The sequence below is a fragment of the Nitrospirota bacterium genome (assembly GCA_040752355.1).
In the GTDB taxonomy this organism is placed as follows: Bacteria; Nitrospirota; Thermodesulfovibrionia; order Thermodesulfovibrionales; family Dissulfurispiraceae; genus JBFMCP01.
Genome location: JBFMHE010000008.1, coordinates 41,556 through 59,989, shown reverse-complemented (window position 1 = coordinate 59,989; position 18,434 = coordinate 41,556). Strand labels below are relative to the sequence as shown.

General features: G+C 56.4%; 31 protein-coding genes. 8 read left to right on the top strand and 23 right to left on the bottom strand.

The window, feature by feature from the left end:
* Positions 1 to 2 precede the first annotated feature (2 nt).
* The 3 genes from AB1805_07515 to AB1805_07505 all read left to right on the top strand — a co-directional run bounded on the left by AB1805_07515 (position 3) and on the right by AB1805_07505 (position 3,135).
* Positions 3 to 1,376 carry a BppU family phage baseplate upper protein gene (locus AB1805_07515; GenBank protein ID MEW5745265.1) on the top strand — a complete coding sequence of 458 codons (1,374 nt, stop codon included), beginning with the start codon at positions 3 to 5 and terminating at the stop codon, positions 1,374 to 1,376.
* Entirely contained in the window at positions 1,373 to 2,596 is a 1,224-nt protein-coding gene (locus tag AB1805_07510; protein MEW5745264.1) for a phage minor head protein, read from the top strand. The genes AB1805_07515 and AB1805_07510 overlap by 4 nt, the downstream gene beginning before the upstream one ends.
* Before the next feature lie 119 nt (positions 2,597 to 2,715).
* Positions 2,716 to 3,135 carry a phage virion morphogenesis protein gene (locus tag AB1805_07505; GenBank protein MEW5745263.1) on the top strand — a complete coding sequence of 140 codons (420 nt, stop codon included), beginning with the start codon at positions 2,716 to 2,718 and terminating at the stop codon, positions 3,133 to 3,135.
* 260 nt (positions 3,136 to 3,395) lie between these two features.
* Here AB1805_07505 and AB1805_07500 read toward each other — a convergent pair whose 3' ends face one another.
* From AB1805_07500 to AB1805_07395, 22 genes are all read right to left on the bottom strand, one after another.
* A complete protein-coding gene (locus tag AB1805_07500) occupies positions 3,396 to 3,710 on the bottom strand; it encodes a hypothetical protein (protein ID MEW5745262.1) in 315 nt (104 codons plus the stop codon).
* Complete coding sequence (locus tag AB1805_07495; GenBank protein ID MEW5745261.1) at positions 3,689 to 4,036, bottom strand: hypothetical protein; 348 nt, start codon at positions 4,034 to 4,036, stop codon at positions 3,689 to 3,691. Before AB1805_07495 ends, AB1805_07500 begins: the two co-directional genes overlap by 22 nt.
* Complete coding sequence (locus AB1805_07490) at positions 4,033 to 4,383, bottom strand: hypothetical protein (GenBank protein MEW5745260.1); 351 nt, start codon at positions 4,381 to 4,383, stop codon at positions 4,033 to 4,035. The genes AB1805_07495 and AB1805_07490 overlap by 4 nt, the downstream gene beginning before the upstream one ends.
* On the bottom strand, positions 4,361 to 5,164 hold the full coding sequence (locus tag AB1805_07485; protein MEW5745259.1) for a DNA adenine methylase: 804 nt from the start codon (positions 5,162 to 5,164) through the stop codon (positions 4,361 to 4,363). Before AB1805_07485 ends, AB1805_07490 begins: the two co-directional genes overlap by 23 nt.
* Complete coding sequence (locus AB1805_07480) at positions 5,164 to 5,364, bottom strand: hypothetical protein (protein ID MEW5745258.1); 201 nt, start codon at positions 5,362 to 5,364, stop codon at positions 5,164 to 5,166. The genes AB1805_07485 and AB1805_07480 overlap by 1 nt, the downstream gene beginning before the upstream one ends.
* On the bottom strand, positions 5,361 to 5,768 hold the full coding sequence (locus AB1805_07475; GenBank protein MEW5745257.1) for a hypothetical protein: 408 nt from the start codon (positions 5,766 to 5,768) through the stop codon (positions 5,361 to 5,363). The genes AB1805_07480 and AB1805_07475 overlap by 4 nt, the downstream gene beginning before the upstream one ends.
* A 92-nt stretch (positions 5,769 to 5,860) precedes the next feature.
* Positions 5,861 to 6,160: a hypothetical protein gene (locus AB1805_07470; GenBank protein MEW5745256.1), complete on the bottom strand. Its 300-nt coding sequence runs from the start codon at positions 6,158 to 6,160 to the stop codon at positions 5,861 to 5,863.
* Between the two features lies 1 nt (position 6,161).
* Positions 6,162 to 6,443 carry a hypothetical protein gene (locus AB1805_07465; protein MEW5745255.1) on the bottom strand — a complete coding sequence of 94 codons (282 nt, stop codon included), beginning with the start codon at positions 6,441 to 6,443 and terminating at the stop codon, positions 6,162 to 6,164.
* A gap of 1 nt (position 6,444) precedes the next feature.
* Positions 6,445 to 6,678, bottom strand: a complete 234-nt coding sequence (locus tag AB1805_07460) for a hypothetical protein (GenBank protein MEW5745254.1) — start codon at positions 6,676 to 6,678, stop codon at positions 6,445 to 6,447.
* 154 nt (positions 6,679 to 6,832) lie between these two features.
* Positions 6,833 to 7,375 carry a host-nuclease inhibitor Gam family protein gene (locus AB1805_07455; GenBank protein MEW5745253.1) on the bottom strand — a complete coding sequence of 181 codons (543 nt, stop codon included), beginning with the start codon at positions 7,373 to 7,375 and terminating at the stop codon, positions 6,833 to 6,835.
* Positions 7,308 to 7,565, bottom strand: coding sequence for a hypothetical protein (locus tag AB1805_07450; protein MEW5745252.1), 258 nt, complete (start codon positions 7,563 to 7,565; stop codon positions 7,308 to 7,310). The genes AB1805_07455 and AB1805_07450 overlap by 68 nt, the downstream gene beginning before the upstream one ends.
* Positions 7,562 to 7,762 (bottom strand): hypothetical protein, encoded by a 201-nt coding sequence (locus tag AB1805_07445; protein ID MEW5745251.1) that lies wholly within the window; start codon positions 7,760 to 7,762, stop codon positions 7,562 to 7,564. The genes AB1805_07450 and AB1805_07445 overlap by 4 nt, the downstream gene beginning before the upstream one ends.
* On the bottom strand, positions 7,753 to 8,160 hold the full coding sequence (locus AB1805_07440) for a hypothetical protein (protein ID MEW5745250.1): 408 nt from the start codon (positions 8,158 to 8,160) through the stop codon (positions 7,753 to 7,755). Before AB1805_07440 ends, AB1805_07445 begins: the two co-directional genes overlap by 10 nt.
* A gap of 15 nt (positions 8,161 to 8,175) precedes the next feature.
* Positions 8,176 to 8,379, bottom strand: coding sequence for a hypothetical protein (locus tag AB1805_07435; protein ID MEW5745249.1), 204 nt, complete (start codon positions 8,377 to 8,379; stop codon positions 8,176 to 8,178).
* A gap of 10 nt (positions 8,380 to 8,389) precedes the next feature.
* Positions 8,390 to 8,836 (bottom strand): regulatory protein GemA, encoded by a 447-nt coding sequence (locus AB1805_07430; protein ID MEW5745248.1) that lies wholly within the window; start codon positions 8,834 to 8,836, stop codon positions 8,390 to 8,392.
* 2 nt (positions 8,837 to 8,838) lie between these two features.
* Complete coding sequence (locus AB1805_07425) at positions 8,839 to 9,153, bottom strand: hypothetical protein (protein MEW5745247.1); 315 nt, start codon at positions 9,151 to 9,153, stop codon at positions 8,839 to 8,841.
* Positions 9,143 to 9,613, bottom strand: a complete 471-nt coding sequence (locus tag AB1805_07420; GenBank protein ID MEW5745246.1) for a hypothetical protein — start codon at positions 9,611 to 9,613, stop codon at positions 9,143 to 9,145. Before AB1805_07420 ends, AB1805_07425 begins: the two co-directional genes overlap by 11 nt.
* On the bottom strand, positions 9,610 to 10,311 hold the full coding sequence (locus AB1805_07415; GenBank protein ID MEW5745245.1) for an ATP-binding protein: 702 nt from the start codon (positions 10,309 to 10,311) through the stop codon (positions 9,610 to 9,612). The genes AB1805_07420 and AB1805_07415 overlap by 4 nt, the downstream gene beginning before the upstream one ends.
* Before the next feature lie 55 nt (positions 10,312 to 10,366).
* Complete coding sequence (locus AB1805_07410) at positions 10,367 to 12,301, bottom strand: transposase (GenBank protein ID MEW5745244.1); 1,935 nt, start codon at positions 12,299 to 12,301, stop codon at positions 10,367 to 10,369.
* On the bottom strand, positions 12,301 to 13,104 hold the full coding sequence (locus AB1805_07405) for a hypothetical protein (GenBank protein MEW5745243.1): 804 nt from the start codon (positions 13,102 to 13,104) through the stop codon (positions 12,301 to 12,303). The genes AB1805_07410 and AB1805_07405 overlap by 1 nt, the downstream gene beginning before the upstream one ends.
* 94 nt (positions 13,105 to 13,198) lie before the next feature.
* Positions 13,199 to 13,387 (bottom strand): hypothetical protein, encoded by a 189-nt coding sequence (locus AB1805_07400; protein ID MEW5745242.1) that lies wholly within the window; start codon positions 13,385 to 13,387, stop codon positions 13,199 to 13,201.
* 9 nt (positions 13,388 to 13,396) lie between these two features.
* Positions 13,397 to 13,888, bottom strand: a complete 492-nt coding sequence (locus tag AB1805_07395) for a hypothetical protein (GenBank protein ID MEW5745241.1) — start codon at positions 13,886 to 13,888, stop codon at positions 13,397 to 13,399.
* Between the two features lie 34 nt (positions 13,889 to 13,922).
* On the opposite strand from AB1805_07395, the gene AB1805_07390 reads away from it, so the two are divergent.
* The 4 genes from AB1805_07390 to AB1805_07375 all read left to right on the top strand — a co-directional run bounded on the left by AB1805_07390 (position 13,923) and on the right by AB1805_07375 (position 16,315).
* On the top strand, positions 13,923 to 14,246 hold the full coding sequence (locus AB1805_07390) for a hypothetical protein (GenBank protein MEW5745240.1): 324 nt from the start codon (positions 13,923 to 13,925) through the stop codon (positions 14,244 to 14,246).
* Between the two features lie 288 nt (positions 14,247 to 14,534).
* Positions 14,535 to 15,209 (top strand): LexA family transcriptional regulator, encoded by a 675-nt coding sequence (locus AB1805_07385; GenBank protein ID MEW5745239.1) that lies wholly within the window; start codon positions 14,535 to 14,537, stop codon positions 15,207 to 15,209.
* A gap of 24 nt (positions 15,210 to 15,233) precedes the next feature.
* Positions 15,234 to 15,899 carry a hypothetical protein gene (locus AB1805_07380; protein ID MEW5745238.1) on the top strand — a complete coding sequence of 222 codons (666 nt, stop codon included), beginning with the start codon at positions 15,234 to 15,236 and terminating at the stop codon, positions 15,897 to 15,899.
* A 20-nt stretch (positions 15,900 to 15,919) separates the two neighbouring features.
* Positions 15,920 to 16,315 carry a hypothetical protein gene (locus AB1805_07375; protein ID MEW5745237.1) on the top strand — a complete coding sequence of 132 codons (396 nt, stop codon included), beginning with the start codon at positions 15,920 to 15,922 and terminating at the stop codon, positions 16,313 to 16,315.
* 162 nt (positions 16,316 to 16,477) lie between these two features.
* Here AB1805_07375 and AB1805_07370 read toward each other — a convergent pair whose 3' ends face one another.
* Entirely contained in the window at positions 16,478 to 16,834 is a 357-nt protein-coding gene (locus tag AB1805_07370; GenBank protein ID MEW5745236.1) for a hypothetical protein, read from the bottom strand.
* Between the two features lie 103 nt (positions 16,835 to 16,937).
* On the opposite strand from AB1805_07370, the gene AB1805_07365 reads away from it, so the two are divergent.
* A complete protein-coding gene (locus tag AB1805_07365; GenBank protein MEW5745235.1) occupies positions 16,938 to 18,431 on the top strand; it encodes an MATE family efflux transporter in 1,494 nt (497 codons plus the stop codon).
* Positions 18,432 to 18,434 lie beyond the last annotated feature (3 nt).

Here is an 18,434-nt window from a genome sequence, read left to right as displayed (position 1 = left end):
AGATGATCTATCTCGGCAAATACAAGGCAGGGGCAACGGTGAAATACCGGGCTAATTTTCACAATGATCAGGGAACAGTTGAAGACCCGACATCGCCCGAAGCACAGCTCGAAAAACCTGATGATACATTTACCTTTACCTCTCTTGCCGCTCCTGCGAAGGTCAACGCGAAGACTGGTCATTACGGCGGCTCGATTGATACAACCGGCTATGCAGCAGGTCAATACATTGTCCGCATGGCGGGGACTGTTTCGACTGCGAAGGCAGTGGCGACGGAATTCTGCTTCGAGATCGAGGCGGACAGCAATGCAGATATCATGTCCCGCCTGGGTGCTCCGGCAGGCGCTTCTATCGCGGCTGATATCTCAACGAAACTCGCAACATCAGGCTATACCGCGCCCGACAATACGAGCATCACCGCCATCAAAACTCAAACCGATAAGCTGCAGTTCGATGTGTCGAACTATGTCAAATCGGTGCAGCAGGGGGCCGTCGATATCCTGCAGACGGCTGCGGATAAGGTATGGAGCTCGGCCACCCGGACGCTGACGGCGTTTTCGACATCGCTGGCGGTTTCGGTCTGGAATGTGCTCGAATCAGCCATATCGACGGCAAACAGCATAGGGCTGAAGCTCAAAACCAATCTCGACACCACGGTAACAAGCAGGGCCACACAGACAAGCGTCAACAATATTCCGACGAATCCCCTGCTTACCAATGACGCGCGGCTTGATAACCTGGATGCGACGATCTCATCCCGGTCGACGCTCATCCTGGCCGATATAGAAGCGTCGGCAGCGCTGCTGAAGAAGACTGGGACATCGCCGACCAACCAGGTCGCCGTCACCGCAGACAACAAGGTGGAGGCCAATGCAACGGCTACGGCGAGCATCTCGGATGCGGACAAGACCGATATCGCCCAGCGGGCCTGGAGCAATGCGCACGTTGCCGAGAGGAAGCTTACATCGAGAAACATCGCTGCAGGCGAGGACATTGCCAGGGAGCAGACGCTCACCGGCAATCTCTCGACCGGTGTGCTGCAGCATATGATCACTGTCTCGGACAGCGCCCTTCAGGAAGTTACGCGAGGAGATGTTAAGACGCTCACGTTCAATCTCGGCGCGCAGTGGAATCTGACCGGGAGGAAAGCCTATTTCTGCATGAAGACAAATCAGACCTCGCCAACCGCAAAGGTCAACCGGGAATGCACCATCACGGATGCAATCAATGGAATATGCACGATTACATTGACGGCGAGTGAAACAGATACGGTCGGCAGGCACTATGCCGAGGTCGAAGTGCGCAATGCGGATGATACCACTCCGCAAACGGCGCTGCAATTCACGATCCTCATCACCCAGGATACCCGGCAATGAGCAAGCCCGATCTCTCCTACGCCATCGGCCTGCCGCCTGAGAAGGCCGTAGAGTACTTCAAGGGCAAAGGCTACACCTTCAGCTGGGACTGGCAGGATACGTGGCAGGAAGCCCATGCCAAGGCCTTCACCGTGGCAAAAGCGATGCGGCCAGACATCCTTAAGGATATCAAGGAGATGGTGCAGAAGTCGCTCGATGAGGGGCTCACGCTGCAGCAGTTCAAAAAAGAACTGACGCCGCGGCTCCAGGCTAAGGGATGGTGGGGCCGCAAGCTGATCGGCGGCGAAACCGGGGCGCAGACCGTGCAGCTCGGCTCGCCGCACCGGCTGCGGACGATCTATCAGAACAATCTGCAGACTGCGTACATGGCCGGGCGGTATAAAGACTTTATGGCTAACGTGGACGACCGGCCCTGGTGGCAGTACGTGGCGGTGATGGATTCGCGCACGAGACCGGCGCACGCCGCGCTGAACGGCAAGACCTTCCGCTACGACGACCCCGTTTGGATTTCCCACTATCCGCCCAACGGCTGGGGCTGCAGATGCCGCGTGCGCGCGCTGAGCGACCGCAATCTCAAGAGCAAGGGGATAACGCCCGAGACGTCCGACGGCAAGCTCTCCACAAAAGAGGTCCTCATCTCGAAAACGACCGGAGAGCTGAGGCCGGTGACGGTCTACCGGGACCCGCTCACGGGCGAGAAGGTCGCGCCCGATCCGGGCTGGAGCTACAACCCCGGCAAGGCGGCGTGGATGCCGGACCTGGACCGCTACGATTATGATGTGGCTAAAAAGTGGATTGAGGGTGGGCTCACGGGGCCGGACTTCAAAATGTTTTACGAGGGTAAGATGGGCGGCAACTTTCCCGTGGCAGTGCTCAACGAGGACTACAGAGGGCTGATCGGCGCCAAGAGCCAGACCGTCCTTATGTCGGATGAGACGCTCAGGAAACAGCGAGGCTGGATAGAGGGCATCACCGGACATCCGGAGCTGCGCATAGAGGATTACCGGAAGCTGCCCGACATCATCGCAAAAGCGCAGCTCATTGTGCAGGACGGCGAACAGACAATCGTCTTCTTCAGGGCAGGAGAAGAAATATATTTCTCGGCAGTGAAGTCTACGAGGAGTGGAGAGACCCTCTTTATGACATCCTTCAGAAAGGCTGAAATGAAAGAGGTAAAGACCGTCAGGAAAAAAGGGAAGATATTAAAAGATGAATTATAAAGGCCCCGGGTGGGGCTCCCCTGCACCCACACGCGATCCGGTCGATACGACCGTCCTACGGCCGGGAGATTCACCGTGTTTCCGGGACCTGTTGACTATATTTTACCACAGGAGCCGCGATGATTAAAATCGGTGTAAAAGACAAAGAGGCGCTGCGGCTCCTCACCGACCTGCAGGGGCGCGGCGCCAACATGTCGCCGGTGATGCGGCAGATAGCCGGGATCATGCATGATGCGGTGGAGCAGAACTTCGAGGCCGAAGGACGGCCCCGGTGGAGGCCTTCGAAGCGGGCACTGATGCAGCAGGGGAAGACGCTGCAGAAAAGCGGACAGCTCGCAGCCTCGATAGCGCAGAAGCACGATGCCCGCTCCGCCCGCGTGGGGACGAATACGGTGTATGCGGCGATCCATCAATTCGGCGGGAAGGCCGGGAGAGGCCGGAAGGTGACGATACCGGCGCGGCCGTTTTTAAAGCTGACCGATGCCGATATCGAGGAGATTAAAGAGGCGCTGCGGAATTATTTGCTGAGAGGGAAGTAAAACGACCGTAATGCATGACGCGTGAATCAGCCTCTGAATTCCGAATACCGATCGATCAGCTCAGAGTACTCCGAGATGACCTGCAGCCGGGCACAATCCTGATGCTTCGACAAAAAAAGAGGAAGCAACGTTTCGGACTTGTCCAGATGGTGGGCGTTACCCGAGACATGCTGAGCAAATGCATCGCAGTACTCTGCGCAGCTATGACAGGCAATGAAATAGTAATTGCTCATTTTATATGATACCTCTTTTCATGGCCGTCAGATCAACCGTCCCTGCCGGTCGTCTTTCTCGTCTGACGAGGAGATCGCCTCGTAAATGAACTTTTCGGAGACCTTCAGCAGGATCGCCAAAGCCTTCGCGCTGCGCTTATCATCGTTGGGGTCGAAGTGCTTCCGGGCGTAGCGCCGCTTGAGCGCGTAGAGCGGCTTCTCCGATAGGTAGATCGTGATGCCGGGGAGGTTCTCCCAGAGCGCGATCAGCGTCGGCAAGCCGCAGTGCTGAAAGACCAGCTCGGAATCTTTCTCCAGGGCCGCGGTCAGCTCCTCCTCTGTCAGCTCTTTAATCCACTCCACAGTAACTCCCGTGACGCGTAACGCGTGACGCGTGATCTGCAGTAAACATCTCTTCCTGCCTCGGCCAGGTGAAGCCCCCCCCCCAAGTAGAGGGCGAAGCAGTAAGGGGTGAGGATGACCTCAAGGACATCCTCAGGCGTAGCTATATATTCAATCCTCTCTATGGTGAACGCCCGGCACTTGTGGCCGCAGAGGAATTGGATCGCGCCGTGGTGCCGGTTCAGCAGTCTCCGCTTCCAGAATGGCGAGGCGGCGAGGTGATGGACCTTGCGGGTACCGGCCTCGATCTCTGATAATTTGTGCTGAGGAATTACCGTCGCAATCATTGCTGGAACTCCAGTTTTGATTGATTAAAAATTTCCTCGACGCTTTTCTTTTGCAGCTTCGCGGCCCGGACAAGAATGGAGATGCCACGATGGCGAAGGCTCCGGGTTGTTTCGGAGACCTCCTCTGCGCTCGTGGGGATGTAATAGCCTCGAGAGTAGCTTGCGATCAGATAGAAATGCTCGTTAACCAAATGCGAGATTACCTGCCTAACTCTGTCGTATCCTATCCCTGTCAGTTTCACGATTTCATCTCCCAAGATGGCATTTTCCTTCCCCTCCCGCAAAGCTGCGAGTATCATGCGCTCCTCGCCAGTTAAATCAAAATCAAACGCTGCCTGCTCCATCATCCATTCCTTGTACTGCAGTTCGATTCAAATAAATTACTTCTTGCCGTGGACGAGCTCCAAACGTATATGTATTAATAGAGAGCCTCCTCCAGTCCCTCAGCCGATCCTTATAGAGAGGATTATCGTAGGCGGATATGATTACGGGGCCGCGATGCTGTGACAGTAGATCAAGCAGAAACCCGTGCTCCCATTCGGTAAGCTCAAGGTTGTATTGTTTGCTGCAACGCACGCCGAGCATATAGGGAGGGTCGGCATAAATGAGCACGCGACGATCGTTGTACCGTGGTATCAGCTTAAATGCATCCTGGTTTTCGATCTGTGTCTCTTTTAGCCTGGTCGCTATAGCAAGGATTCTGTAGGGGAGATCATTCCACATGCCAGGGTAGTATTTTTTTGTCTGGACGATATCTTTCTTCCATCCCGTGCGCTGGCAGAGCTTATTACCCACAGCTTGCCAGCATCTCACGAGAAAACGTCTTGCACTCTCGAGAGGGTCTTCGACGGCCGCATCATAACCAAGCTCGTATTCATCCCTTGCCCAGGGCGTCATTTGAATCAGGCGAGCCAGTTCATTACCCCTGTCCCTGATAACGCTGAACAGGTTGACTACGTTACCGTCAAGGTCGTTGACCGTCTCGATCACGCTGCGCTCTTTCTGGAAGAACACAGCGCCGGATCCGAAAAAGGGCTCAAGGTAGGAGTCGTGTTGCGGCATGTGCTGCACGATCCAGTCTGCAATTGTCCATTTACTCCCCGGATAGTTCAGCACCCGTTTTACCATTACATGCTCTCCTGCAAATCCCTTTTGATTCTCCACAGCCAGTTGATCTCCTTTTCATGGAGCATCGTGACATCGAACAGATCATTCAGCACGGTATCTTTAATGAGCTTGAGGCACCTGGCGTAATAGTCCTTTGTCCTGGCACGCCGAGCTAATTCGTTAATCTCGTAGGCGTAGAATTCGGGAATATTCCTTTTCATATCCTCAGCTTTCTCCCTTGTTCGAGCGGTCCGTCCAAAATTGCCAAGTAGGCAATGCAGTAAATTGCAAAGCCTAAACTGATAATCCATTCAGCGACACCGAGCATTAGAAATACCAGAGGCAAGCATCCACCAAGGAGAAAAGGGCAAAGCAGGAAGAATATCCAGCTCAAGAGTGACTGCATGAATACGGGCAGATTGAAATTGTTCTTTATGCCCTTAATATAAGAGGCCGTGAACCAGAGGGCTGCGATCAACATTCCCCACTGTTCTTTCGTAAAGGTCTCGTATATCCAGAAGGGCTGGCCCAGGAGCCCGGCTATGAAGCCGTATTTGAATCTCGTCTTCGTGCTGAAGAGATACACTGAGCTGCAGCTGAAAATTATGATGAGTGTCTGGATCATTACCCTTTCCTCCCACACACGATTTCCAGTCGTGTGCCTTCGAAATCATCTCTCTTAACCGATACCCCACAATGTGGGGCATCAGCCACGAGCTATGAGCCCGCTTCAGTCAGCTTCTTTTCCAGCTCCTCTGTCTTTGCCGCCTGCCCTTTCTGGTAGGGCATCCATTCGCAGTAGTCGCCAGCCTCAGGCTTCGGAGCGCCGTCCTGGATCAACGGAACGCTGGTCCTGCTATGGTGTGCGCCGTTCGCGTCGAAGACCGCGAGGTTAACGCACGTGTCCGAATGTACTGCCGCGATGATTGCGGCGCACGGCTGCCTGTCGATAGTCGCCATAAAGTCCGACTTCGCAGGGGTAAACAATACGACTCTTCCGACTGTTGGTGTAATCATTCTATTCACCTCCTTCCTTGTCTACCTTGCGCCAGGAGCCGTCCGCTGCGACAACGTACTCGGTGCCGTCGCTCATCTTCACGGTCTCGCCTGGCACATGGATGTTTGCTGTGATAGGCTGCTTGTGTTCATTGGCAAGCTTGCCCATAGTCGCCCGGTCGATAGTGTCAACCTGGTCGAACAAGGCGTTATACATGTCTCTGAATGCTGCGGGCTTGCCGAAGGTCTTCTCAAGATCAGCTATCAACCCCGGATTCACACTCCCAAAACTTACTGATGCCATACTATTCACCTCCTTTGAATTCGCGTTTTAAAACTTCCCGAATAACTCGATTAAGCTGCGTGCGATTCGGGAGATCCATTTTCCTGAGAGTGTTGACCATAGCGACCAGCTTCAATCCGCGTATTTGATCGACATCAATGTTGAGGTCGATAGCTTGTTTTGCGATAGAGGCTATAACCAATTGTCGCCCGAAGATCATGCCGACTCCCTTCTCTTCTTCAGAAGCTTCGCGCATGTCAAACAATTCCCTGCTGCTGTGATGTGTCGCTGCTCAAGATCGGGCTTCATATACGTGTGAACCTTCCAGCACAGAGAGTAGTTTGATCCCTCTGCAAAGAAGTGCCATTTCGGGCGCTTCGGGGTTAGCTCAGTCTTGATCCACCCTTCCTTCATGCCGCCTCCATCTCCTCTTTCTCCTGCACCTTAGCCATGTACTCCTCGCGGAACGCCTGGATCATCTTTTCGACCTCCGAGGCGACCAGGGCGATGTAGACGTTGTCAGTGTCCTGGTCGATAGTGACGCCGATCTTTTTGAGGTCGGCGCCGGAGAGGCCCTGCAGAGCCTTTTTAACGGGCTTTTTAGTGATCTTCAGGAGGATGTCGACCTGATGCTTCAGGTGCCGCTCGATGAGCTTGACAGTGGCCTCCTCGTCGGCGATGATGACCCGTCCCTTTTCCTTCTTGATCCCCACGGTGACGCCGTGAAACACCCTCGAGCGGGGCTTCCGGAACAGCTCCGGGGACGCGGATATTCCGGAGTGAAGCTCAGCATAAGCTGCCCCCGCCCGCTCGAACTTGCGCTTGATGACGGGCAGGTGATGCCTGGTGATCTTGTCTACTGCGTCCTGCATCGCTCTGATGGCCTCAGCGAGCGCCTCTTCGGCCTCGTGATACCGTTTTGCTGCGAGCTCGATCTCCTCCATTGTGGCCATTGTCCTCCTCCTGTCTTTTATGGATGCCGTCCAGTATTGCCTCGTAGACGATCGCGCGGTCTCCGGCCTCGCGGGCAGAGGCCCGGCTGGTTACGGTCCGTTCGATCCCCCGGTTGTGCTCAGAGAGCGCCGTGAATCGCACAAGGGTCTTTTCGACGAGCTCATCGGGGATGTCGACCTGTATGATCATCGCCGCACCTCCAGGGCATCCCATTCGTCCATGCCCCTGAGCACCGCCATGCAGAAGTCGACGCGCATGCGCAGCTGCTCTTTGAGGCGGGGCGCCTGGGTGCGCCGCTCCTCTGCCTGGCTCCGCTCGATGTCGGCATGGAGCAGGGCTCGAAGGGTCTTCGGGGCCACGGTCTTGAGGTCGACGACTATGACCATAGCGCCTCCATGGCGGCGGCCTTGCCCCTGGTGATCATGTGGGCCTGCAGGGCCAGGACCTGGGAGCGGCCGAAGAGCTCGACCAACTGGTTGTCATCGATACTCTGGCGCATGACCTCCTCGGCGCGACGGTGCAGCAGCTCCAACGAGAGGCCGACGCAGTGCCACTGCCAGTTAGTGTCTGCGCCCAGGAGGAACGCAGACCTGGCTTGCATCACGCGGTCGGTAGCGGCGTCGAGCAGCCTGAGGAGATCGGCGTCGTGCATGCCGCGCTCTCTCGCCTCTCTGACCGCAGCGAGGAGCTCTCCGTAGAGCTCGAAGTATGCCTGCTTGTAGCTCTGCAGGGGATCGAATGCTGATTGCTGATGGCTGATTGCTGATCGCTCTGCTATGCTCATAGTCGTGTCCTTTCCTTAGCGGGCGGTCGATGCTGTAACATCGTCGCCTGCTGCTTTGGTTTCTACGGTAACCTGTTCGAATTCTCTCATGGTCGGCACCCATCTGCAGAGCAGCGTGACTGATTCGCTGCCGCAGACCGGGCACGTTGCACTGAGCACTCCCTCGGCCTGGTACACTTCCTCGCAGTCTAAACAGAGTCTGGCATCTCTCAGCTTCATCGCGTGCCTCCTATCGCTGACCCCTCATATTTTCGAGGGAGAAAATAATTTTCGAGGCCTGCCTGCTGGTGATGAACTTCGGGTCAGACACCTTAAAACGCTTGAACAGGAACGACCGCAGCGCCCTGGCGCGTTCATCCTCGGCGTGGTAGCGGCAGACGTCTTTCCACATGGCCTCGATCATCCGGAGCTGCTTGGGCGAGGCCATGCCACTACGCTCGCCCAGGTCCTCGTATTTCGACTTTCTCGACGTGCGCCGCTGCCATGCGCCCCTTGCAACCGCCTCGGCCTCCAGCGCCTTTATGAGCTGCTCTGCCTCGTCGCTGGTGAGGTCCTTGCTCGTGCCGCTGAAGCCGTGGACTTCCTGGACGCGCGCGCGGTAGTTGTCATCTGCAAGCTTGAGGGCACTCTTGAGGGTGTGGATGAGCCGGATCTGCCGTTTGTCGATCCGCTGCATGGCTACCTCCTCACCGAGCAGCCCAGGCATGTCCGAAAAAGCCGGAGCTTGATGGGATTGCCGGACTGGCCGCCGTACTGCTTGGCCTGTTTCCAGTTGGTCGCGCAGTCGGCCGGCGCGATCTCGCCCATAACAGGACAGAGGACCTTGCCGTGCTTCCCGTATATCTTCATCACGATCCGCTCTATCTTCGCGAGATCGCCCTGATACGTACCCTTAATCACCAGATCGACAGTTGCGCGGGAATAACCGATCTCTTTGCCGACCGCCTTCGGCCCCTTGGCCTCTACCTCGCGGCGCAGAATATCAGTCCACATGGTCGGCCTCCGATGTCTTCCTCCGTGGAGAAAGGAGCCGGACAGGCTCCTTGAGGGCGACTTTTTTCTTGGGGCTGTTCAACGGGAGGGCTTCGAGCTGACGCGTGCGCTCCTCTGCTGCAGCCTCGGCGGCTGCCAATGCGGCGACCTCGGGATCCTCGGACCAATACTCATTGGTATTGGGGTCGTACAGGAGATGCAGCGTCTTCAGGATGGGAGGCTGCGGCCCGGTGTTACGCACGAGGCGGTACACCATCTCGGCGCCGGCCTGACCGGCAGTGCGTCTCCAGCCGACCTTGACCAGGTAGCCTGCCTTAGTGAGGCCGAACATATAGTAGTGGATATTCGCTCCGGGGATGCCCGCCGTCGTAATGATGTCCACTGCGCTGAACTTTCCCATAACGCGCATCACCTTCCATGCCTTTGCTCGATTGGTATTGGGCTTGATGATGTTCCTCATCGCTTCGCTCCGTTCAGGTGCTGCGCAGCGATCTCCTTGAGGCTGTTGGTGCGTGCGATCGCCTCGGCGCGGTAGAGCCAGACCACGACGCGGCGGAAGCCGACGCTGTACTCCCGTGTCTCGTTGTAGATGTGCTGCACCGCGTCGTCGGTGAGCGGGACTTCGCACATCTGCTCGGCGATCGACTTGATGTCCGCGGCGCTGAGGGGCTTGAATTCGACGATCTCGCTGAACCGGCTGTAGAGGTGCTTGAACCTCATAAGCTTCTTGTCGGCCTTGTCCATGCCGATGAAGGTGATGGGCGCGTCGGTCTCGTCGTGGAGGTCGCGGAGGGTTTCGAGGATGCGCTGGTCATGCGCGAGATAGTCCACCTCGTCGATAAAGAGACAGGTCTGCCGGTGCGAGAGTATCTCGCGGGCCTGCTCGTAGAGCTTCTGCGTGGAGCCGGCGGGATCGCCGCCGAGCTCCTTGACGACCTCGGCGAGGAGCCATTTGCCGGTCATAAGTTTTTTGATGCGCAGGAAGGCGGAGTTGCTCTGATTGTTCATCCAGTGCCAGAGGGCGGTGCGCGTCTTGCCGAGGCCCGGCGCGCTGAAGATGAGCGCCATGCCGGGAATGCCCTCCTGCCGGTGCTGCAGCCGGTTCATGGCCGCGACAAAGGCGTTGACGTTGGAGGTTTTTGCGAAAACCTTTCGCATGTGCTAAACTCCTTTTGAACGGTTATTTTATGGGCCGCCCCAGGGGCGGCCTTTTTTATTGCTGCTGCCGCTGCTGCTGATCGAAGAACTGAAAGAGCATTTTGAAATCGCTCGTGGTCCTGAACCAGACGCACCAGGCCTGATCCTCCTCGGTCAAGACGCCGTGGTCGAGGTGCCACTGGTAGCGCTCGGCGGGAGAGGCGAAGAAGGGCCGGGTCTCAGGCTCCAGGCGCGTGACGTCTGCCGGGCCTTTGGCGGCTTCCAGGGGCTCGGGCTCGACGCTCACCGCTTCGTCAGGGATGCGCTCCTCGATAGCCGGCAGCTCGATATTCTCCCGCTCCAGCTTGTCGGCGATGCGCGGGGCGATCTCGGTGACCTTCTGCCAGTCGAGCTCCACTGTTCCGCCGGCCCGTTTGAATTCCTTCGCGAGCTTCAGTGTCTGCCGGGCGAGCCGCTTCTGCTGCGCAATGCCGCGCTTCACCGAGTCGTAATCCGCAGCAGTGCCGGTGATGCGTGCGAGGGGATGAACCGGCGTCACCCGCCGGGCGACGCAGATGAACTCGCCGCTTACGGCGTAGACCTTTACGGCAGAAAGATCGAAGAGGCTGTATTTGATGACGGCCTGTTCCTTGAGGCCGTAGAGATTGTCGTCGTAATAGTCCCCGCTGAGAAAGCGGATGCCGTTGCGGTCGATGCGGGTGATCTTCGCGTCCATCATGAGGTCGTCGAGCCCGGCAACATCGACGCCGGGGCCTTTGCCCTGGGAGAAGACGTCGCCGATGGAGATGCCCTTTACGTGAGGGCACTCCTGGCTGCGGTGGAATTCGAGCCAGGCCTCGAGGAGGTGGACCGTCTCCTCGATGGTGGGCACGTACTCGTTATGAAGCGCCTTATGAAATTTTTCGTTCCGCATCATATAGGCGGGCTTGTCGGCGATGGAGGCGCCGATATAGCTGGGGAAGAGGCGTTCAAAGGTATTCGAAAACTCTTTAAACCACCTTTCAACAATCTTCGCGCGGGCGTTGTAGGGAGCGGCGAAGAGCGGGACGATGCCGAGCCTGCCGAAGAGGCCGTAGAAGCCCACCTCCTCGAAACTCGGGGAACTCATGAAAAAGCGGTTCTTGAAGGCCTTGCCGTTGTCCTGGTAGCTGACCTTTGGCAGTTTGCCGAGGGAGATGATCGCGTTGCGCATGGCGCTGGCGACGCACTGGGTGTTTTCCTCCACCATGATTTCGTACCCGGCGAGGTCGTAGCTCTTCCAGTCGATGTAGGCGACGAGCACCGCCCTGCAGGGCTTGCCGGTGAAGGGGTTGACGACCTGGAAGTTCAGCCGGTGGCCGTCCGCGACAAAGGCGTCGCCGACTTCGAGCAGCGAGGGGTCGCGCTTGATGTAGGGCTCTACCTTATCTTTGAGCGCCTTCTGCCCCTCGCGCATGAGGACCCATAGATCGTAGTGGCGCGCCATGAAGTCTTCGGCGTAGCGGCGGTAGGTCATGTCGGACTTGTCCGTCGGGCAGCCGCGCTGCTGCAGCAGGAGCCGGGTGAACCGGGTGGCGGTGCCGACGGGTATTTTGTTCGGGCTCAGCAGGAAGGCGAGGAAGACGCGCTCCTCGACGGGATTGAGGCGGGGCGTCTTGTCTTTCAGATAGTAGCGCGGCACGAGACGGGTCCAATCCTGCGTGCCGTCAAGCTCCTTTTCCCACCGGTAAAGAGTCTGCACCGACGTCTTTCCCGCTGCGGAATAGATGGTCTGATAGATGAGCCCAGCGTTGTAAGCCGTAACGAACTCCTTGTCCACCTCGGTCATTTTGCGCCCCGGACGCGCAGCCCGGTAGCCGTCGCGCATGCGCAGCAGCGTGAGCCGTGCAATAGCCTCCTGACGGGCCTTTTCAGGGACGCCGTCGGCAGCGTCGGCGCCGGCAGCGGGAGGGCATACCTGCTCTGGCAGATTCTGCGCGGCCATGAGAGGGAATTCGCCCGACGGGGTCATTACCGGGCCTCGCCCCGTTTGTATTTCTGAAGCTCCTCCATCTTGTGCGTGATCCTGCTGTACATCCGCTGGAGCTCGGACTCCAATGCGGCGACGCCGGATCCGTCGTTGAGGTCGAGTTCCTCGAAGATGATGTAGCTCAGGGCGGCGTCGAAGTTGTCGTAGAGGGCCGATACAAGGGCGCGGGACTTTGCCCATTTGGTATCACCGGCGCTGTCGGGGATCAACTCGTGGAATTCCTTGAGCTCTTTGCGGAGGATGTCGTTATGGCTTTTGAGCTTGCCGGTTTCCTTTTTGACGATCTTGTCGGTATCGGTCTTGAGCTCCCGGACGAGATCACGGAGCTCCTTGACGCTCATCTTATCGAGCTCGTCCATGTCTTTCCCGGCGAAGAGGCCGAGCTGCTCCAGTTTCTGGAGCTCTTCTTCAGGGGCCTCCAGGAGGGTGTAGACCTTGCTCACGTGTCCCAATTGGGACATATTGATAGCCGGAAACTTATCGGCTTTGAGCGCAGCATTCATAAAACGGTAGGCTGTCGTATGCGGAATGCCTATGTTGCTTTCGACGATCTCTCTGAAGTGACCTTTTTCTCTCGCCTGAATGACCAGCAGTATCTTGCCAACGGTGAGGATATCCTCGATTGAGCGCCTCAGATACCTGCATGCCTCATTGATATAGAGCGTCCGGTCATAAGGCAAATCACCTTCGATCTGCGCGACGAGCTTCTGATGCTCGGGAGATGTTTGCGATTCCTCTGCTGCTTTGCGCTTCGCCGGCAGGTGTTCCACTTTCTTCTTTGCCATTTGCTCCTCCTGATTGCTCCAGTTTTTCTATGATCTGGGTGATCTCTTCAATCGTGCCGGTGATCCGTCCGTGTATGACGATCGTTACAGTCATTTATACGGGACCTATATATCTGTAAAGGACCCGCTTGCTATCGATGCTAACCTGCTCGATCAGCCCTTCTTTCAACAGCTCATCGAGTACGGGTTTATCATCCTTATAAAATTGCTTCCGCCACTCGTATGAGAGGAGGTAAGGCTTTTCCATGAGAAATATTCTGATGATCTTTTCTCTCCTGTCCATCTTCTCCCCTTATTCCTTGGTCTCCAGGAGCGCTCTTTCGAGTTCCTTCAGCTCCTGGTTCTTCTTGGTGATCTCTTCTTTGAGAAGGCCGAGTCGGGCTCTCACGACATCCTTGCCTTTGAGGGCTTTATAGTTGCTGGTCTCGGCGAGCAGAAAGAGAAGAGAGTAATCACCGGTGACTTCACAGAAGGCATTGACAACATCGATGGACATGCCCCACCGCTTATTGCCGTTATAATCGAGCGCGTCTCCCGAGAAATCTCTGCTCTCAGCCGACCAGCCGTCGAGCGTGCTTTTGGGGACCTCGATGCCGGTGAGCTTGTATATCTCGGCGCAGATATCTATCCTGTCTTTGCCTGACTTGCGTATGGCGTCGGAGATGATCTGTCGAGCGCGTGCGCTGATATTCATACTGCCGGGAGCGGGAGGCGCTTCAGGCTTCAGATGGGCGAAAATGCTTATCTGGTTGCCGCTGTCAATTTTACGCTTGCTCTTTGACATTCATTCCTCCGGAGCGGGCGGGTAAACTGTCATCATGATTTCGGGCGTCCTCTATCGATGCACGTTCGGCCACCGGGAGGTGGTGCGCTGCGAGCCTCCCGATGCATGGCCGGTGAAGCGGTATCCCGGCTTGATCTGCAAGCAGTGCGGGGCGTTTCTCTACCCCGCGGAGCTGGATGGCGTGAGGGACCTGAAGACGATCTTTTATATGTTCGCAACGTGCCCCCACGCCTACCAGTGCCAGACGAACGGATACTACGCGGCTGAGTGCGAGGAGCCTTACCATATCACGCCCCGCTGCCTTTCGCTGGTGATGAGGGTTTCGACCGGAGCTCGGGCCAGAGGTCTTTATAGATGACCCGAATGCCACGTATCTTTTTCCTGTGCAGGCCTCTTCTGATCTCCCTGATGATTGCGAGGCGCATTGCTCGGCCCTGGCGATCTCCGTTGATCACGCGCGAAAGCTGCATGAGCGTGGTGCCAAGCGCAGAAGCGAATGCGCCCACAGATGGGAATCCGGAAAGAAAAATAAGGCCTTTAATAAGTTCCTTATTTGTGCTATATTTGTGCGTCTGCTTGGATGATTTTTTATCCATCGGCGACATTATATCGTCATGCCGATAAGATGTCAAGAAAAAAAATCGCTATGCCGATTGGAGCAAGACTAAGGGAGTATCGTGAGAAAAAGCATTACAAAGTAGCTGAGTTTGCCTCTATAATCGGTATCTCTCAGGGCACCCTGTCTGATATCGAGAATGAGAAGACGAAGCCGAGCGCAGAGACTATCGCAGCGATTGTTCGCCATACGGATATTAATGCGACCTGGCTGTTAACCGGAAGGACGACCGAGAAAGAGAGTTATATGTATCGGGCTCCGGCGGAGAGATCGATGATTATCGCTGAGCAGCCTGCCGAATTTATGAAGAGTGATGCGGTCTCAGTTACGGTGCATGCTCTGGGGGGGGCAGGAATGGGCAAGATGCTGGTCGAGACGGACCCGATTGAGACGATCGCGGTGCCGCGGGAGTTCTGGAAGCCGTCTATACAGGTCGTAAAGGTGCGCGGCGACAGCATGGAAGACTACATTCACGACGGCGCGTTCGTCGGGATCGACACGCATGACCGCGAGATCCTGAGCGGACGAATCTATGCGATCTGGCTGCCCTACGACGGGACTGTCCTAAAGGAGATTTATACGACGCCGAGTGATATAGTTTTCAAGTCGCGGAACGCGCGGTACCCGGTGTTCTCGGTGCCGCTGAAGGAATTCCAGACCGAGAATATCATCGGCCGCGTGAAGTGGGTGCTGCAGGAAGTCTAAACCGATATTCTAAGAGGGGGAGTTATGAGCACCGTAAAAGCATCCGCCGTACTGATTATCACTCTTGCTGTCCTCGGCTGTGTGTCAATGCCCGGCGCTATAAAGACCGCTCAGTCTGAATTTGATGGGGCCACGGAAATTACTATGGAGCCAGCATGGATATGCAAAGAAGCATCTCTGAGCGGGTGCGCTTTTAAGCTGGGGCTGCAGCGGCGCTCTACGATGCCAGGTGATCAGATTATATTGATTGCTATGGTCCAAGGGGTCTTTTACTTTTCAGAGCCGTCCTTGCTCTTGAATATCGACGGAGAAATTTTAAAACTTGTATCGATTGATTCAATGACGGATATCTCCTCTACCGAAGGGGTCTATCTCCCACCCGCTTACTCACCTAAAGTTATTTTGCCAGGCTTTTATCTTCCACCCTCAAACTGGTCTGTAAAGCAATATTTAATGGATAAGGCGCTTTTGCAAAAGATGATCAGCGCACAAAAGGTAGCTGTTCGTATTAATTCAAGCAAGACCTATGTGGAAGGGACTTTTTCTCAGGATAGGCCCACGACAGCCCGGCCAGCTTTCAGAGAATTCTTCTCTATTGCTTTTGAGGGTGAAGCAGCAGAGAGTAATGCCCCGGTAAAGAAAAGCCGACCTGATGAGAAGGAGAAGGCCAAGGGAGTGATCGGTCTTTGAAAAAAGATCGCGCCCGCGAAATGAACAGATGGATAGTTATACCGCTGCTCATTCTTTTATTGTGTTTCGGTAACTACTCCTTTGCCGCTCATCGGCACAAGGAACGTGAATACCAGGAGGCCTGGTGCACTGCACATAATGGCACCCTGGAATACGTGCTCGATGATGGAGCCAGGGTGGACTGCCTGACGGAAGAGTATGCTGTAGAGTTCGATTTCGCGCCGAAGTGGGCCGAGGCGATCGGTCAGAGCCTGTACTATTCCCTGAAGACGGGGAAGCGGCCAGCTGTTGTCCTCATCATTGAGAGAGGGGGTGGCGAGCGTGAAATGAGGCGGCTGAGATCGGTATCGGAGCGCTACGGGATAATGGTATGGACCATGCGGCCGGAAAAAATTAAGGGATCGCGCCCGATATAAAAATACATTAATTAATGTATTCGCGCCCTTTTTAAAGCCCTGTTGCAGCCCCTTTTAATTTCTCATTTTGGGTGGTAAATAGGTGGTAAAACTGGCATTTTTTCTCAAACTGGATTCCGAGACCCCGGATATCCTTTTTTTTTATAACTTAGGTACTTACCTTCAATAGACCTCTTTTTTCTCTTTTCTCAAATTACCTGAAAAATTATATTTGCAGTCTCCCTCCAGGACATGCACTTTCACGTAGACGCCCCGGAACTCCACCTCGACGCGGTCCTCCTCGAAGATCTCGACAGGGGTATTGTCCAGCGCTTCACAGCCCGCTGCCGATTCCCTGTCGCTGAGGAAGATGCTCCGCTTCACTTCGTCGGGGTCCGCATAGACGGGAACAGGACCGCCGCCCGCAACCGGGCCGCCGCACGGTATGCTCAGGTATCCCAGCGACCCGGCGGATGCAGTACAGACAAGCACGGCAACCGCAAGCATGATTGTCACGGCACGGTAATGGTAAGGTCTCATCGGTTCCTCCCCTTATCTCAATCATAGCACCGTGCTCATTCTTGGCAACCCCTCAGCTCCCCGCTTCCCGCAGCGCGCAGGTGATTTCTGGTAGGATACCCTGTTGGCCCTCAGTATCCAACCCGGCGACCCGGCCGGACCGGCACGATTACCTGGCCGGTACGATTACCTGGTAAGATTGGAGGAGGGCGTATCCTGCTGCACGCCGTTCGTGCTGCCGTGGAGGAGAAGAGCACTGAAGGAGAGGACGGTCAACCTTACTGAAGGGAGCTTGCGGACGACTATCTGGCAGCTCTCGTGGCCCATGCTGCTCATCATGGTCTTCAATTTCCTCGTGGGACTGGCCGATGTCTACGTAGCGGGATTCATCGGCCCGCCGGTGCAGGCGGCCGTAGGGTTCGTCAGCCAGATATTCTTCCTGATCATCATCATCGCCAACGCGATCAGCATCGGCACGGTGGCGCTCCTTTCGCGCGCCCTCGGCGCCGGCAATTTCGATGAGGCGGTGGGCCTTGCCCGCCAGTCGCTCCTGTTCAGCCTGCTCGCTGCTGCCGCGATAACGGCTGCAGGGCTCCTCCTGTACCGCGATATCGTGGTCCTTGCGGGCTTTCCTCCGGACATCAGGAAGATCGCCGAGGACTTCCTCCGCATCTATGCCCTTGCCGTAGGGCCGAATTACATAGTAATCATTACCAACGCCGTATTCCGCTCGAGCGGCGAGGTGAAGAAGACGCTCTTCACCATGTTCTTTGTGAGCGTCATCAACATCGTCGGGAATTTCGTTTTCGCCCTCGGCCTCTTTTCCGTTCCCGCGCTCGGCCATGTCGGCATCGCCCTTTCGACGGCCCTCGCCATGACCGCCGGCATGCTCATCAACTTCGGCCTCTTCGCTTTCAGCCGGTGGCGGGCGCTCTACGAGGGACCCTGGAGGGTGTCGGCTTCCGTCATCAAGAGAGTATTCAGGCTCAGCTGGCCGGCGGCCATGCTCCAGATCGCCTGGAACGCCGGGAGCATCGTCCTCTACAACGTCCTGAGCCGGCTCGATGAGGGGAGCATTACCGCCCTCGCCTCATTGACGAACGGCCTCAGGATCGAAGCGATCATCTATCTCCCCGCGTTTGCGCTCAATATGGCCGCTTCGGTGCTCGTGGGACAGAATCTCGGCGCCCGGCAGGTCGTGCGGGCGGAGAAGGCGGGATGGCACATGGCGGCAGTCGGGATAGCGCTCGTAAGCTCGATGGCGCTTATAATATTCATAGGGGCAGAGCGGTTCGCCGCCCTCGTGACCAACAGCCCCGCCGTGCTCGAAGAGACGACGCGCTACCTGAGGATCACCATGCTCTCCGAACCCTTCATGGCCCTGAGCGCCATCCTCGGGGGAGGGCTCCAGGGCGCGGGAGATACGAAAGGGACCATGTGGGTGATCATCATCGCGATGTGGTTCATCAGGCTGCCCCTGGCGTATCTTGCGGCCATCGTCCTCGACTTCGGCGCTCCCGGGGTCTGGACGGCGATGGTGGTCTCCATGGTGATCCAGGGCATGCTGATGGCGGCACGGTTTCGCAGCGGACTTTGGAAAAAAGTCACGGTAGAATAAAAT